The sequence below is a fragment of the Virgibacillus necropolis genome (assembly GCF_002224365.1).
In the GTDB taxonomy this organism is placed as follows: domain Bacteria; phylum Bacillota; class Bacilli; order Bacillales; family Amphibacillaceae; genus Virgibacillus_F; species Virgibacillus_F necropolis.
In genome coordinates, this window is record NZ_CP022437.1 from 1215520 (window position 1) to 1230135 (window position 14616).

Annotated in this window: 13 protein-coding genes; 8 read left to right on the forward strand and 5 right to left on the reverse strand. The window is 38.6% G+C overall.

Annotated elements, in window-relative coordinates:
- Positions 1-37: 37 nt before the first annotated feature.
- Positions 38-1450: a hypothetical protein gene (locus CFK40_RS05585; RefSeq protein ID WP_089531335.1), complete on the forward strand. Its 1413-nt coding sequence runs from the start codon at positions 38-40 to the stop codon at positions 1448-1450.
- Between the two features lie 72 nt (positions 1451-1522).
- Here CFK40_RS05585 and CFK40_RS05590 read toward each other — a convergent pair whose 3' ends face one another.
- From CFK40_RS05590 to CFK40_RS05610, 5 genes are all read right to left on the reverse strand, one after another.
- Positions 1523-3061: a solute symporter family protein gene (locus tag CFK40_RS05590; RefSeq protein WP_089531337.1), complete on the reverse strand. Its 1539-nt coding sequence runs from the start codon at positions 3059-3061 to the stop codon at positions 1523-1525.
- Positions 3061-3414, reverse strand: coding sequence for a DUF485 domain-containing protein (locus tag CFK40_RS05595; RefSeq protein WP_089531338.1), 354 nt, complete (start codon positions 3412-3414; stop codon positions 3061-3063). Before CFK40_RS05595 ends, CFK40_RS05590 begins: the two co-directional genes overlap by 1 nt.
- 212 nt (positions 3415-3626) lie before the next feature.
- Positions 3627-4382: a LytR/AlgR family response regulator transcription factor gene (locus CFK40_RS05600; protein ID WP_089531340.1), complete on the reverse strand. Its 756-nt coding sequence runs from the start codon at positions 4380-4382 to the stop codon at positions 3627-3629.
- A gap of 21 nt (positions 4383-4403) precedes the next feature.
- Positions 4404-6143, reverse strand: coding sequence for a LytS/YhcK type 5TM receptor domain-containing protein (locus tag CFK40_RS05605; protein WP_089531342.1), 1740 nt, complete (start codon positions 6141-6143; stop codon positions 4404-4406).
- Entirely contained in the window at positions 6140-7684 is a 1545-nt protein-coding gene (locus CFK40_RS05610) for a solute symporter family protein (RefSeq protein WP_227001875.1), read from the reverse strand. The genes CFK40_RS05605 and CFK40_RS05610 overlap by 4 nt, the downstream gene beginning before the upstream one ends.
- Positions 7685-8503: 819 nt before the next feature.
- On the opposite strand from CFK40_RS05610, the gene CFK40_RS05620 reads away from it, so the two are divergent.
- The 7 genes from CFK40_RS05620 to CFK40_RS05650 all read left to right on the forward strand — a co-directional run bounded on the left by CFK40_RS05620 (position 8504) and on the right by CFK40_RS05650 (position 14614).
- Positions 8504-9691 carry an MFS transporter gene (locus CFK40_RS05620; protein WP_089531347.1) on the forward strand — a complete coding sequence of 396 codons (1188 nt, stop codon included), beginning with the start codon at positions 8504-8506 and terminating at the stop codon, positions 9689-9691.
- Positions 9692-9750: 59 nt separating this feature from the next.
- Entirely contained in the window at positions 9751-10032 is a 282-nt protein-coding gene (locus CFK40_RS05625) for a hypothetical protein (protein WP_089531349.1), read from the forward strand.
- Between the two features lie 234 nt (positions 10033-10266).
- The gene (locus tag CFK40_RS05630) at positions 10267-10584 is read left to right on the forward strand and encodes an RNA polymerase sigma factor (RefSeq protein ID WP_089531351.1); all 318 of its coding nucleotides are present in this window, start codon (positions 10267-10269) and stop codon (positions 10582-10584) included.
- Positions 10585-10859: 275 nt separating this feature from the next.
- Positions 10860-11639, forward strand: coding sequence for a MurR/RpiR family transcriptional regulator (locus CFK40_RS05635; RefSeq protein WP_089531353.1), 780 nt, complete (start codon positions 10860-10862; stop codon positions 11637-11639).
- Between the two features lie 140 nt (positions 11640-11779).
- Positions 11780-12709 carry a 1-phosphofructokinase gene (gene pfkB, locus CFK40_RS05640; protein WP_089531355.1) on the forward strand — a complete coding sequence of 310 codons (930 nt, stop codon included), beginning with the start codon at positions 11780-11782 and terminating at the stop codon, positions 12707-12709.
- Positions 12706-14139, forward strand: coding sequence for a PTS fructose transporter subunit IIC (locus CFK40_RS05645; protein WP_089531357.1), 1434 nt, complete (start codon positions 12706-12708; stop codon positions 14137-14139). Before pfkB ends, CFK40_RS05645 begins: the two co-directional genes overlap by 4 nt.
- 7 nt (positions 14140-14146) lie before the next feature.
- On the forward strand, positions 14147-14614 hold the full coding sequence (locus CFK40_RS05650; protein ID WP_227001876.1) for a PTS sugar transporter subunit IIA: 468 nt from the start codon (positions 14147-14149) through the stop codon (positions 14612-14614).
- Positions 14615-14616 lie beyond the last annotated feature (2 nt).

Genomic DNA, 14616 nt, shown 5'->3' on the forward strand with positions numbered 1-14616 from the left:
TGATAAGAATTATTACAACTATGAGGAGCTTATGTGTATGAAGCGTTTTATTAACTGGGGCTTGAAATTATCCATTACCTTCTATGCATTACTGCACTTTTTCACCTATTTTTATGAGGTGGAATTTTTGTTGTATCTTCTATCTGCTAGTGGATTGCTCACGATACTTTTCACAGGGATGATGTTGACTGTTAAACAATTCAAATTACCACTTTTCCTATTTCTTGTAGGTGTAACAGTTTTGATCTTTTCTGAGGGATCATTCATAGATGGCTTATACAATGGATTTCTTCAAATGCGCGGTATAATTGGATTATTAATTATTGTTCCGATGATTGGTTGGGTATTGAGGGAAGAGCCTTATATTGAAGAAGTGTTAGCTTTTGCACACAAAGGAATAGACTCAAGTCGTAAATTTTATTTCGGTATTGTTTCTTTTACCCAAGTGATTTCGTATTTTTTACTTTTTGGCTCCATACCAATGATGTATCAATTCATCACCACTATTTTGAAAAACCAAAGAGGTGAAGCGTGGGAGAATTTTAAAGGTACTGCGCTCCTGCGTGCATTTGCCTTGTCGACTATGTGGGTAATCAGTATTCCTAGTTTTATTTTTGCAGTGGAAACAATGCAGGCCTCTTTGTGGATATCTGTTTTACAAGGGTTAGGGATCGCTATATTAGGGTCAATTGTAGCTGTGATATTTTCTTATTTTCAGGAAAAAAGATATGGAATAAATTTAACAGCTGCCTTAAAGACGGAAATTGACACTGTCCTTCGTAGCTATTCCAACAAGGAAGAAATAAAAAAGAAAGTGATCGAATTTGTGTTGCTCTTTGTTACGTTATTCGGAACAATATTTTTATTGCACGCCACCTTTTCTGTCAATCTTATGCTAACAATTCCAATCGTAGTGGTTATTTGGACATGTGTTTATTATTTCGTGAAAAAAAGGATGAAAAATCTTGTTCGAGAAACAAGAAGATACTATGAGAGTGGTATGGTAAGGCAGTCGTATCAGCTATGTATTTTGCTTTCCGCGGGTGTACTGATTTATGGGTTAAATCAGACTGGATTTGGTGTTGCTGTTATAGCCGGAATACAATACATACAAGAAATTTTACCGTTTCTCAACTTTTTGTATTTGCTTCCATTTATCGTTATTTTTCTGGGGTTTATCGGTTTGGGTCCATTAACTGTAATGGTTTTGGTTGCAGGGCTATTAGAAAGTATTTCGCTGCCATACCCACCAGAATTAATTGTACTAACGATAACTTCAGGCAGCGTCATTTCCATTCTTTTGTCACCACTAATCATGCCAGTCATTGTACTCAGTGCTTCCAATGGGTTAAGTCTGTTTAAAAACGGTATCCAATTTAACCTGAAATATGCGGTTGTATTTTACATTATCGTACAGGTATATGTACAGATAATGATTCGTGTTTGGTAAGTAACCGGATATTGAAAAAAGCATTAACAAAGAAGCGACCGCCAATTAGGCAGTCGCTTCTGTATGATAGACTTAGCTTTCCTTTTCTCGATATCCTGTATTTGCTTTTACCTTTACTTTAGCGTATCGTCTTGAATTCGTTTCCTTAGAAAATATCGTTCCTAGATAACCTCCTAAGAAGCCTAATGGTACTGAAACCAATGCAGGATTGGCTAATGGGAAAATTGGCTCCCCAACAAATAACGCTGCACCTTCAACGGGTGAGAAAACGCTTGGACTTAAGCTCACTAGAATTAACGCAGAGAATAGTCCGGTTAACATAGATGTGACTGCACCTGCTGTATTGAATTTCTTCCAATATACAGTGTAAAGGATGACTGGTAAATTGGCACTTGCAGCAATACAAAACGCTAGTGAAACTAGGAATGCCACATTCAGGTATTGGGCAAATAATGCCAATAAAATAGCAAGAATAGATACAGCTAGAGAAGCATAGCGTGCTGCCAGCATTTGCTGTTTATCTGTTGCTTTACCTTTCTTAATGATCTGTCCGTATAAATCATGTGCGAATGCTGATGCACCTGATAAAACTAATCCTGCTACAACTGCCAGGATGGTGGCAAATGCAACCGCTGAAATGAACGCGAATAAAATTTCCCCGCCTATTGCTTTTGCTAATAACGGCGCTGCCATGTTTCCACCTGGATTTGCTGCAAGGATGTTTGCTTCACCTACGAATGCAGCTGCTCCAAAACCGAGGAATAGCGTCAGTACGTAAAATATGCCGATTACCCATGTTGCTGTAATAACAGAACTTCTTGCTGATTTGGCATCTTTAACTGTGAAAAAGCGCATAAGTATATGTGGTAAACCAGCTGTTCCAAGTACTAATGCGATCATCAATGAAATGGTCCCTAGTGGCTCTGTATATTTTAATCCTGGTTTTAAATAATCCGCCCCATGACTCGTAACTGATTTAACTTCGTTGAACATATACATGATATCAAAATTGAAGTTTAATAAAACAAGGAACGAAATGATAACCATACCAGCCATTAGGAGGATGGCTTTTACAATTTGAACCCAGCTAGTGGCAATCATTCCGCCAAACAACACGTAAACGGTCATCATGACACCAACAATCAAGACAGCTATCCAATAAGGAATATCAAATAATAGCTGAATTAGGGCTCCCGCACCAACAAGCTGTGCAATCATGTAAAAAAGAACAATAGTTATGGTACTAAGAGCAGCAGCGCCTCGAACCTTTGTTGCGTCGAAACGAGCCTTAAGCATATCAGCCAGTGTATATTTTCCAAGATTTCTTAATGGTTCTGCGACTAAAAACAACACAACCAGATAAGCGATAAGGAAGCCGATACTGTAAAAGAACCCATCAAATCCATAGAGAGCAATAGCCCCGGCAATACCAAGGAAAGAAGCTGCCGATAAATAATCTCCCGCTATCGCGATTCCATTTTGCCAGCCTTTTAGCTCCCCGCCAGCTGTATAAAAATCACCAGTTGTCTGGGTATGTTTGGCGGCAAAGTACGTAATAATTAGTGTTAAGATAACAATAGCAAGAAACAAGACGACTACTGTTGTATTCATTAGCTTTTTCCTCCTTTGCCAAGCTGTTCATCAATGATTTCATCTGCTTGCTTATCAAAGGATGTAGCCTTTCTCACGTATAACGTACACAAGACCCATGTCATAACAAACTGTGAAAATGCAAACAACCATACCCATGAAATATCACCAATCACTGGTGTATTTAGAAAAGTTGTATAGGAAGTTAAAATGGGAAGTAAGAAATAAAATACCAGAAAAAATATAGTTAATGGTACGATGAATCTTTTTCTATCACGCATTAATTTTTTAAACTTCGGACTTTGTTCTACTTTTACAAAGTCAATCTGATCATTTGTATCATGGTCCACTTTGTTAGCGCTCGTATTATTCATGAAAAACCTCCTTAGAAACTTTTTGTTTCGGTGAGGCTCCAGTTGGTCACTGGGCACCTCACGTATTCCTCAATTTTATTCCCCCCTCGAATTAAACAATGGTTTTGAAAAACGCTTACTAAATAGTATAAGAATAGTTGATGCATTTGAGGGGGAATTCGGGTCAATAGTCGATATTAATGTTTGAATTGTTGAAATTTAATCATTAGTGGTCAATTTTTAAATAGTTCAAGTAGTACCTTTCTTGCTGATCGGCTTACAGGTAATGTTGTGTGAAGCTTGTCCTGAAGGGTTACATTACACGTTCCATTAAACCATGGTGTGATTTCATGAATATAATTCAAGTTGACTAGGTAACTCCGGTGTGTTCGGAAAAAAGAAAGTCCTCGCAGTTTTTCCTCTAATTCCTGCAATGTCATACGACTTTTAATCACCTCATCTTTCGTATGTATCTCTACTATACGTTTAGATGGAACTGCATAATAGATGGAATCCGGTGACAGAACAACCATGCGATCACCATCATCAACGAGTAATTTTGATGTAGGGATTTGATCTTGCTGGACATGCTGTTCATTTTTTTCATTCATTTGTACTAGTTGCTTTCGAATGCGCCTCATCGTTTTCTGAAAACGTTCATCACTGTAAGGCTTTAGCAGATAATCAGTCGCATCAATTTCAAACGCATCAACTGCGTATTCGTCGTATGCAGTCGTGAAAACGAATAATGGTGGTTGATTATAGGCTAGTTCCGTAATCCGTTTCGCAGCTTCTACACCGGTTATTCCTGGCATCTCAACATCAATAAATATAACGTCAGGCTCATGTTCTACATACAGTTCTATTAACCGTTTCCCGGTTTCTGCACTTGGATAGGTTATGACATCCTGTTCATTTTGCAGCAAGTAAATTAATTCTTCCCGTGCCAATTGTTCATCTTCTGCAATTATGGCATGAATACTTTTCATCAAAAATACCTCCCCTTAACCTTAATCTTTATACGGAATAGTAAAATAAACTTCACTTCCACTGGAAGGTAAATTGCGAATATGTAAACGTGCTGATTCTCCCAGTAAACTAATTAAACGTTGATTAACATTATACAAGCCTGCACCACCGTTTTGATTTTCTGTTAATGCTTCATGACCAACACGATTCAAAATATCCTCAGGAAATCCGCATCCATTGTCACAAACGGTTAGTTTAATGGATTGATTGGATTTTTCAATCGTTACAGTTATGACTCCACCATTCGTGACACTTTCCAGGCCATGTTGGACACTATTTTCGACTAATGGCTGAATCGTTGATGGTGGGATAAGCACCTGTGAGATATCATCAGGTTCAGAAAAATTAATTTGCAGGCGGCTGGAAAAGCGGGTTTGGATAATATCAATATACGCTTTTACATGCTGACATTCCTTTTCCAAGTGTACAAGTGATGATGAAACGAGTCCGATATTAAATCGCATATAGTGAGCTAACTGGATGGTGATGTGTCGGGCTTTTTCCGGATCCTTTCGAAACAATGCCGCAATCAAGTTAAGCGTGTTAAAGAGAAAATGGGGATTGATCTGGGCCTGAAGATTTCTTAATTCTGCATCACGTATATGCGTTTTTAGTTTTTCAGACGCAATCGTGTTCAACTGATTGGATATCAATTGTCCCAGTCCCTGAGCTAACATTAGTTCCACGGGCCTGATATGTTGGGCTTTTCGAAAGTAAAACTTAATAACCCCTGTTGCATCATTTGCATCCATAATCGGAATCATAATGGCAGCTTCAAGTGGACAATTGTCGTTTTTGCATTGAATTTCAGAACGTGAATAGGCAACTTGCATCTGCTTGGAGGCAATTGCCAGATGCGAAAGAGAGGTAATGATTTGGTCTCCTTCCCGGTGATGATCGTCTCCCAAACCCTTATGGGCCAAAACTTCCCGTTCATTTGTTACAGAAACAGCGGCTAATTTTAACCGATTATAAAGTAAATTAGCAATTCCCGCAGCCATTTCATGGGGAGAATCCTTCTTTAAAAAAGGTAGTGCCTCCTCGGCAATTGTTAATGCCTGCTTAGTTGCTAACGCGGCCACATTCTCCTGTTCCTTTAATACAATGCCAATCATTGCTGTAAAGATGGCAATCGCAATACTATTAGACAATACAAGCGGTAATCCAATCGTATTAACAATAGCAATCATGCCATCTGGATATGACGCAAAGATGAGTAGTAGATGCATTTGCAGAACAGGTGGAAAAATGCCGATAAATAAGGCTTTCATTGGTGAAATAACGCGTTCGTTAGAAAAAAAGCGCGCGGTTAATCCTGCCAGTAATCCGGTTAATGGATTGACTAGACTGTTTGCAATAACACCGATACCACCCACGAAAAAAAGATGTGATCCAGCAATGATGCCTGCTCCTAATCCAACAACAGGTCCTCCTAATAAGCCAGCAATCACAATAGCGACCAGACTTGAGCTTACAACCATTTGTCCATCACCGATAGACCATATAAAATCACGGACAACAACGGAATCGCCCTCAATGACAATGCCTGTGATCGTACCTGCGATTCCAAAAAGGCCAAACATACAGGCGTGTACAAATGACATCCTCTTGCTGAATTCACGGTAAAGCAATGACCGGAAACCAGGAATACGTGTAAGTACAAAGGCTAGTACCAATAATAATCCTAGCCGTTCAAATAAAATAATCGTTAAGTACTTCACGAGCCATCCCTCCACGAACCAATCCCGGTTTGTGCTTTTATGTAGAATTGCCTAAACTCTTGTTCACTATGGGTTGGACATCGCGAAAATATTGATCCAAGAAATGCACCTAAAAATCCGATGGGAATGGCAAGTATGCCCGGATTATACAGCGGAAAAAGTGGCTCTCTTGAAATCCAGCCGCCATCTGGATTCATAACGTGCGGACCGACTAACAGGAGCATTAGTGAAGCGGTCAATCCACAAACCATTCCAATGATTGCTCCTGTTTGATTAAAACGTTTCCAGTAGATGGTAAACAACAGTACAGGCAGGTTACTTGAGGCCGCAACAATGAATGTTAAGGATACAAGAAACGTAACGTTAATATTTTTCAAACCAAGGGCAAATAAAGTTGAAATGACGCCAACTGCAAAGGCAGTCCACTGCGCAGCATGCAATTGTTTTTTCTCAGTAGTACGTCCTTTTTTAATAATATGGTAATAGATATCATGTGAAAAAGCAGTTGTAGCTGAAATCACTAAACCAGCGACAACAGCTACAATTGTTGTAAAGGATATAGCTGCAATAAAGGCTAACAAAAAATCGCCACCCAATTCTTCTGCTAATAAAGGTGCAGCTAGATTCCCTGTCGGATCAAGTGCAACCAAATCCTGAAATCCAATTAATGCAACCACGCCAAAACCTAAAACAAGTGTGATTATATAAAAAGCTCCAATAATCCAACTTGCGGTTAATAGGGACTTACGCACTTCTTTCGTATTTCGAACGGTAAAAAAACGTATCAAAATATGCGGTAATCCTGCTGTTCCAAGTATTAAGGCGAGATGAAGCGATATTGTTTCCAAAGGATTACCAAATAAATTGCCAGGCAGAAAAAAGCTTTCACCTAAAGGGGTGCCCATTTGAACCTGTGCAAGCAATTCAGTAATATCCCAATCAAAACGGGCAAATACAATTAACGAAAGAAGAAATGTTCCTGATAGGAGTACTACAGTTTTAACGATTTGGACCCATGACGTGGCATACATTCCCCCGAATACAACATAGACTGTCATTAAACTTCCGATAATAAGCACGGAAGTCGAATAGTTAATGTCCAGTAGTAAGCGAATTAAAAGACCTGCTGCCACCAACTGAGGAATCATATATAAAATGGAAATAATAAATGACCCGATAGCCATTAACAAGCGCATTTTATTACTTGGAAAACGAGAACAGATAACATCCCCCAGCGAAAATTTACCTAAATGATGAACCGGCTCAGCAATAAAAAACAACACAATTAAATAGGAAACTAAGAAACCTATCCCGTACAAAAAACCATCATAGCCGTTAATTGCAATTGTTCCAACAATACCTAAGAAGGAAGCCGCACTAATGTAGTCGCCTGCAATTGCCATGCCATTTTGTATCCCCGTTAAACTTCCGGCTGCAATATAAAATTGATTCGTTGTTTTACTCTGTTTTGCCGCCCAGTATGTAATAATTAGGGTACACACAACGATACACAGAAAAAACAGGAAATAGGTAAGGTTCACTGCTTCACCTTCTTCTTTATTTGCCCTATGAATGTTAGGTCGAAATTCCGTTTCTATATATAAAGATAAAAATGAAAATTTGATTAATTCTTATTATGAATAGTATCCTACTATTTGTTATTAGTAAAGAAGGTGGAGGTATTGCTAACAAAAAAATCACAAAGTGTTGTTTAGCTATACATACTAATACTCTATTAATAGTTTATTTTGTTCATCGTGAGCTAGAGAAGGACTATTGATGATAGAGGATTATTTTTTTAACTTGCTAGCTAATTATTATACCTTTTATTTTCAAGATTGGTATTGACATTCACCCATAATTGTTTTAACCTAACTCCTTATGCTTTTTAAATTAGGCTGTTTTCATACGCATTGTGGCTTTTTCATCTTCATAGTTGATATAAAATGCGACATAACTAAAATCATGTTCGGTGCGCTGTGACCGCTGCGGAAAAACACTACGCTTTCCGCGGGCTCGCGATGAGCCTCCTCGATCGCAAAGACCGCTCTCTGCGGGGTCTCATCGTCTTCGCTGTTCCCGCAGGAGTCTCCGTGTTTTTCCTTCGCTAGGGTTGAGCTCCTTCTAAAATTCATAACATTCATCTCTTCACTCTTCAGTGATTGGAGCGGAGGGCAGTCGACTCCTGCGGGAGGATAGGCACCGCAGTGCGGTAGCACGAGGAGGCTCACCAGCCGCCCGCGGAAAGCGACTGCCCGCAGCGGAAATCACGTTGCTGTTACGTCGCAGTTTATATCCATTCTCTCAACAGCAACATTCTTTACGAAAACAGCCTTAAATTACAGCAAAGGGGTGGTACTATGACCCGATTACAAGCATCAAGAAAAATCGTTTTGGTCGTTTTTATGATTTCTACATTTGCTATAGGAATGACAGAGTATGTTGTGACTGGATTGCTCACTCAATTTGCATCGGATCTGAATGTTGATATTTCAACGACAGGTTTGCTCTTAAGCGTTTATGCGATTAGTGTTGCGGTCTTTGGCCTTATCCTCCGAATGATCACGATTAAATTACCACCTAAGCCACTACTCATTGGTTTGATGGTTGTGTTTATAGTTAGTAATACAATTGCTGCAACAGCTCCAAATTTTGAAGTATTATTACTTTCTAGGCTATTATCAGCGCTTATGCACGCTCCATTTTTTGGACTTTGTATGTCCATTGCCTTTACTATCTCAAAACCAGAAAAACGTCCAAGTGCGATTGCAGCCGTGCAGGGCGGACTCACGATTGCAGTTATGATCGGTGTCCCTTTTGGTTCGTATCTGGGTGGCATCTTTGCATGGCGTTATGTATTCTGGTTCATTGTTTTACTTGGTGTGATAGCATTAATTGGACTTATTTTGGTCACACCTAATCAGAAGCCTACGTTTACACCAAATTTGCGAGAAGAACTTCGTATTTTTAAAAACAAAAATGTTTTACTCGTGCTTGCGATAATCATCTTCGGATTCTCTGGAGTGTTTACGGCTTATACTTTCATAGAGCCCATGCTTAGGGAATTTGCAGGATTCGGGGTCAGCGGTATTACCACTGGGTTCTTCTTCTTTGGGCTCGGTGCAGTTATTGGAAACTTTGCTTCTGGTAAAATCCATCCTAACCTATTAACAGAAAGACTAATTTCAGCTTTATGTATTTTAGCTACAGTATTGGTGGTATTCACATTCCTTCTTCAGTTCTCAGGTATGGCTCCTGTTATGTGCTTCTTATTTGGGGCAGGCACATTCGGTACAACGCCTATTCTTAATTCTAAGATTATCCTGGCAGGAACCGAAGCACCTTCATTATCAGGAACGATTGCAGCATCTACCTTTAATCTAGCCAATTCTATTGGTGCCACACTCGGCACAATCTTTCTGAATGCAGATATAAGCTTTCGGCTGATAACACTTATTGCTGCTGGAATGATTATATTTGGAATGATACTAACCATCGTTACACACAAAGTAGAAGATAAATCACTATTTTCATTAGAAAAGGCCTAGGTTTTGAAAACGATAAATTGGGTAATAGTATAAAAGGAATTGATTAGACGAGAGGGTGAGTGGAAAAAGTGAAAAAAATGGATGCTTACTATCGAACAGAAAGTAATGCAGAGAGTGCAAAAGCCAAGCTTGAAACATTAAAAGTCGAGAAAGTTCTAGTAGAGCGAGTTCCAGATTCTTCAAGAAACGGGTTAATGGAAGTCATAAAAAATATGTTCACTGATGATACGAAAGATCACCACCATGATCCTCAGATTTTACATGTTGAAGTGGCGGATGAGGATTTTGCAGAAGCTAACAAGATAGTTCAAGAAAGTGAAGGCTTCATTTCAAAAGAATAATTATCTGTTAACCATCCAGTTAGGGTGGTTTATTTTTTTGGCTGGAGGAAGGTGTGAAACCCTGATAAATAAACGAAATTTCTGATAACCCCGAATGCTAAAGCCCATTTTGAATACTTCTGTAAACTTGCCTTTACTCATTCGAACATTTGTTCTAAAATGAATTAACTACCACCATCACTGTAATTTGTAGCAGCAAGGGTAGTAAGTGTTTGTTATACAGGAGGAATGAAAATGAGTAAAGATAAAAAGATTTTTGAAGAAAAAGGCAAGTTTGATGTTAGGAACCATTATGTGAAAAGCGAAACTTCTTATTCGATGAAGGTGGCTGAAAATCCATTGGGTGATCCCTATTTGTGGAACCAATTGAAACCTCAATTAACTGAAAATCAACGGAAATGGTTGCAGTACTATGTTATTGAGAATATGTCGGTAAACGAAATTGCTGGACAGGAAAATGTATCTACTGATGCAGTGAAGAGTTGGGGACGAGGGGTTAGGAAGAAGTTGAAGATTGCGGTTGAGCAGAGGGGGTTGGAGAGGCTTTCGTAGGTGTTTGCTATTTCAGTCAGCCTAACTAGAATAATTTCACATTCTTGTAGGGGGACTGATGTTTACTTTTAGTTAGTCAGATTTTATAGGAAACAGTTACTAGGGCTTAAGATTAAATTAACATTACTAAACAAATCTGGTGGTAAGATAAAGAATAGTTATAAATTTCAATTTGAAAAATATAAGTGTACAATTTTATTGGGAAGTTTGCTCAGAGAACCTTTCAAAAAGCTTCCTTATTAAGAAAAAAATTAAAATTTAAAGGAGTTAACTAAATGGATGAACCGCTATTTAATATTCCTTCCGCAACATATGCTTCTTTAAGCGAATCGGAACGTTTTTTACTTGAATACATTCATCAGAATATAGATGATATTGCAACCATGTCGATTGTTACATTAAGCGAACGTGCTACAGTATCTACTGCTACAATAGTTCGTCTGATGAAAAAGCTTGGATACAATGGTTATACTTCATTTAAATATCGACTGAAGCAGGATAAAAAAATGGTTGATACGGACGATCAGTTAGGCGATATTGATGAAAATATTAAACAAGTTATTAGGAAAAATGAAGAAGAAGTCCTAAAAACAATTCAGCTGCAGAGTATCGGTCAGATTGAAGATGCAGTGCAGAAAATTCATGATGCCGATAAAATCTACATATTTGCAAGAGGCTTTTCTGAAATGATTGCAAGAGAAATGACTGTCAAACTTCAAGTTATGGGAAAAACCTGCGAGAGTCATGAAGATCCTAATATAATAAGGATTAAGTCTAGCAAAATTGAAAAAAATGAGCTTGCCATTTTTATTTCCTTATCGGGAGGAACTTCGGAACTTGTTGAGGCCTGCCAAAATCTTAGCATTAAGCAAGTTACTACCATTACCTTAACAACAAATGTAAATTCAAACTTAAGCAAGCTTTCAGATATGACATTTTTAGGTTATAAAAGTGATCATTCTCTATTTCCAGAGTATGAGGTTCGCTCAAGACTCTCTCTAAACGTTATTGCTAGAGTCTTACTGGATGCATATGTTATACGGACATCGAATTAAATTTACAATACTAACGCTGGGAATGCTACGTTCCTAGCTTTTTTATTGTCAACGACTTGAAAACCTTTACATAATCTGAAAACATTTACATGAAAAGTTATGTGATAATTAAATTAACAACAAAGAAGGAAGGTGTAGCAATGATCTATACTTGCACCATGAATCCTGCTATCGACATGTATGTGGCCGTTAATGAACTAAAACCAAATACGGTGAATCGGACACATGATGAGGATTATCAACCTAATGGAAAAGGTGTTAATGTATCAATCATGCTGAAGAAGCTGGGTATTGATAGCATAGCCTTGGGTTTTATTGCTGGATTCACAGGTGAGTTTATTCAAGATTCATTAAGCGAGTTAGGTATTGAGACGGATTTTGTTTCCGTCGATGGAATTACACGTGTTAACGTTTTTATAAACTCAACCTCTGAATATAAGATCGTTAATCAAGGTCCTTTTATTAAACCAATTGAACAGGAAACCTTTTTAGAAAAAATAAAAGCTATTCCGTCCGGCAGTACACTCATTGTATCTGGTAGTTTACCAAAAGGAGTATCCGACTCAATCATTACCGATATTGCCAAGGTTTGTGAAGAACGCGGTATTAAATTAGTGCTTGATACAAGTGTTGGGTCAGTCATTGATACACTTGAGTATAAACCATATTTACTAAAACCGAATGAAGAAGAGTTAGCTAATCTGTTTCATAAGCATCATTCACTTTCGGAAAAAGAATTAATTCATTATGGGAAAGAGCTTTTAAAGAGAGGAGCGCAACATGTTCTTGTTTCAAGAGGTAAGGATGGCGCTTTATACTTTTTCGAGGAAAATTTAATTAAAGTGACTGCTCCTCAAGGGCAAGTTGTAAATACTGCATGTGCTGGAGATTCGATGCTTGGAACTTTTATCGGAAAACTGGTACAGAACGAACCTATTGAAGATGCCCTTGCCTATGCTACTGCAATTGGGGCTTCAACTGCTTTTTCGAAGGGATTAAGTGATTTAAAAGATATAACAAGGTTAGTAGAAGAAGTATCCATAACACAAATTAAGGAGGAGTTAGGATGACTCGTAAAAAAATTGTGGCAGCGACGGGATGTCCAACAGGTATTGCACATACATTCATGGCTGCTGAAGCATTAAAAAAAGCGGCAGAAAAAATGGATATTGATATTAAGGTTGAGACTCATGGTCAGGTTGGTATTGAAAATGGTCTTACAGAAAAGGATATTCGTGATGCTGATGGAGTTATTATTGCTGCAGATAAAGACGTTAATACTGATCGTTTTCATGGTAAGCGTCTTGTTGAAGTGCCTGTAGCCCGTGGCATCCGATCCCCTGAAGATTTAATCAATCAGATTGTAGGTGAAGTAGCGCCAATTCATAAGGTGAAAGGTAATGAATCAACTTCAACAGCTGCTTCTGGAAGAGAAGAGAGTGATTCTGCGAAAGCAGGTAGTAGTAAAAATTGGGTACATGCCATTTATAAAAACTTAATGAACGGTGTTTCCCACATGCTTCCATTTGTTGTTGGAGGTGGAGTTCTCATCGCCATTTCTTTCCTATTCGGAATTCATTCTGCTAATCCAGATCATGACTCATACAATGCTTTCGCTGCATTTCTAAATAGTATAGGTGGACTAGCGTTTAGTTTCATGGTTCCAATCCTTGCCGCTTTCATCGCCGAATCAATAGCTAAACGGCCTGGGATGGTTTTAGGTTTTGTTGGTGGTCTGTTGGCCGACCAAGGTGGCGCAGGTTTCCTTGGTGGAATTATTGCAGGTTTCGCGGCTGGTTATATCATTATTTTACTTCAAACATTATTGAAAAGGTTGCCGAAGTCTCTCGATGGTTTAAAATCAATTTTCTTGTATCCTGTTATCGGAATCTTATTGATTGGTGCAATAATGACACCACTTATGGCTCCTGTAGAAGCATTAAACACTGGCTTGATGGACTTTCTATCTACTGTACAATCAACAAACCCGCTAATTCTAGGTGTTATTGTTGGTGCAATGTGCGGGTTTGATATGGGTGGACCTTTTAACAAGGCCGCTTATCTCACAGGAACTGCACTTCTAACTGAAGGAAATTTATACTTTATGGCTGGAGTTTCAGCAGCGTGTATAGCTCCACCGCTTATCATTGCGTTTGCGACTGTATTTTTCCGCCGTAACTTTACGAAAGAGGAACAGAATGCTGGATTGGTGAACTTTGTACTAGGTTCCACACACATTACGGAAGGTGCAATTCCTTTCGCAGCTAAAAATCCAGTAGTTGTTATTCCGATTATCATGTTTGGTTCTTCCATCGCAGCTGTTTTAACTTATACGTTTGGGGTTCAAGTACCAGCACCCCACGGAGGTTTCTTAGTTCTTCCAGTAGTTACTGGGGCGATACAATGGGTATTTTCAATCCTAGTAGGTTCACTTATTGCAGCAGTAATCTATGGCTTTTATCGTAAAAAAGTTGCAAAAAATCAACCAGTAGAGGAGTAGTTTATTTATGGAAAAAATGATTCAACCCGAATTTATTCAACTAAATGCAACTGCATCATCACAAAAAGGTGTATTTCAAACCATTGCAGATATAGCAAAAGCAACTGGTATTGCCACTTCTGAAGATGACGTGGTAGAAGGATTACAATCGCGTGAGGCAGAAAGTACAACTGGATTCCAAGAAGGTTTTGCAATTCCACATACACAGTCTGAAGCTATAGTAAAGCCCGCAATTGTTATTGTGCGTACAGAAACAGGGATTGAATGGGAGTCATTTGATGGTGAACCTGCTTTCTTCTTTTTATCACTGCTTATCCCAAAAGAGGAAGCGGGAACCACACATCTCCAGGCGTTATCCGCCCTATCACGAGTGTTGATGGATGATGAAAAACGTCAGGCCTTTCTCGATGCTAAAACAAATGAGGAACTTACAAAACTGGTAGATAAAGCAATTACATCTAAGGAGGATAACTAATC

Coding starts and splice junctions, on each gene's coding strand:
- CFK40_RS05650 (WP_227001876.1), top strand. CDS start 14,147: ATGGAAAAAATGATTCAACCCGAATTTATTCAACTAAATGCAACTGCA.
- CFK40_RS05630 (WP_089531351.1), top strand. CDS start 10,267: ATGAGTAAAGATAAAAAGATTTTTGAAGAAAAAGGCAAGTTTGATGTT.
- CFK40_RS05585 (WP_089531335.1), top strand. CDS start 38: ATGAAGCGTTTTATTAACTGGGGCTTGAAATTATCCATTACCTTCTAT.
- CFK40_RS05590 (WP_089531337.1), bottom strand. CDS start 3,061: ATGAATACAACAGTAGTCGTCTTGTTTCTTGCTATTGTTATCTTAACA.
- CFK40_RS05645 (WP_089531357.1), top strand. CDS start 12,706: ATGACTCGTAAAAAAATTGTGGCAGCGACGGGATGTCCAACAGGTATT.
- CFK40_RS05600 (WP_089531340.1), bottom strand. CDS start 4,382: ATGAAAAGTATTCATGCCATAATTGCAGAAGATGAACAATTGGCACGG.
- CFK40_RS05595 (WP_089531338.1), bottom strand. CDS start 3,414: ATGAATAATACGAGCGCTAACAAAGTGGACCATGATACAAATGATCAG.
- CFK40_RS05620 (WP_089531347.1), top strand. CDS start 8,504: ATGACCCGATTACAAGCATCAAGAAAAATCGTTTTGGTCGTTTTTATG.
- pfkB (WP_089531355.1), top strand. CDS start 11,780: ATGATCTATACTTGCACCATGAATCCTGCTATCGACATGTATGTGGCC.
- CFK40_RS05635 (WP_089531353.1), top strand. CDS start 10,860: ATGGATGAACCGCTATTTAATATTCCTTCCGCAACATATGCTTCTTTA.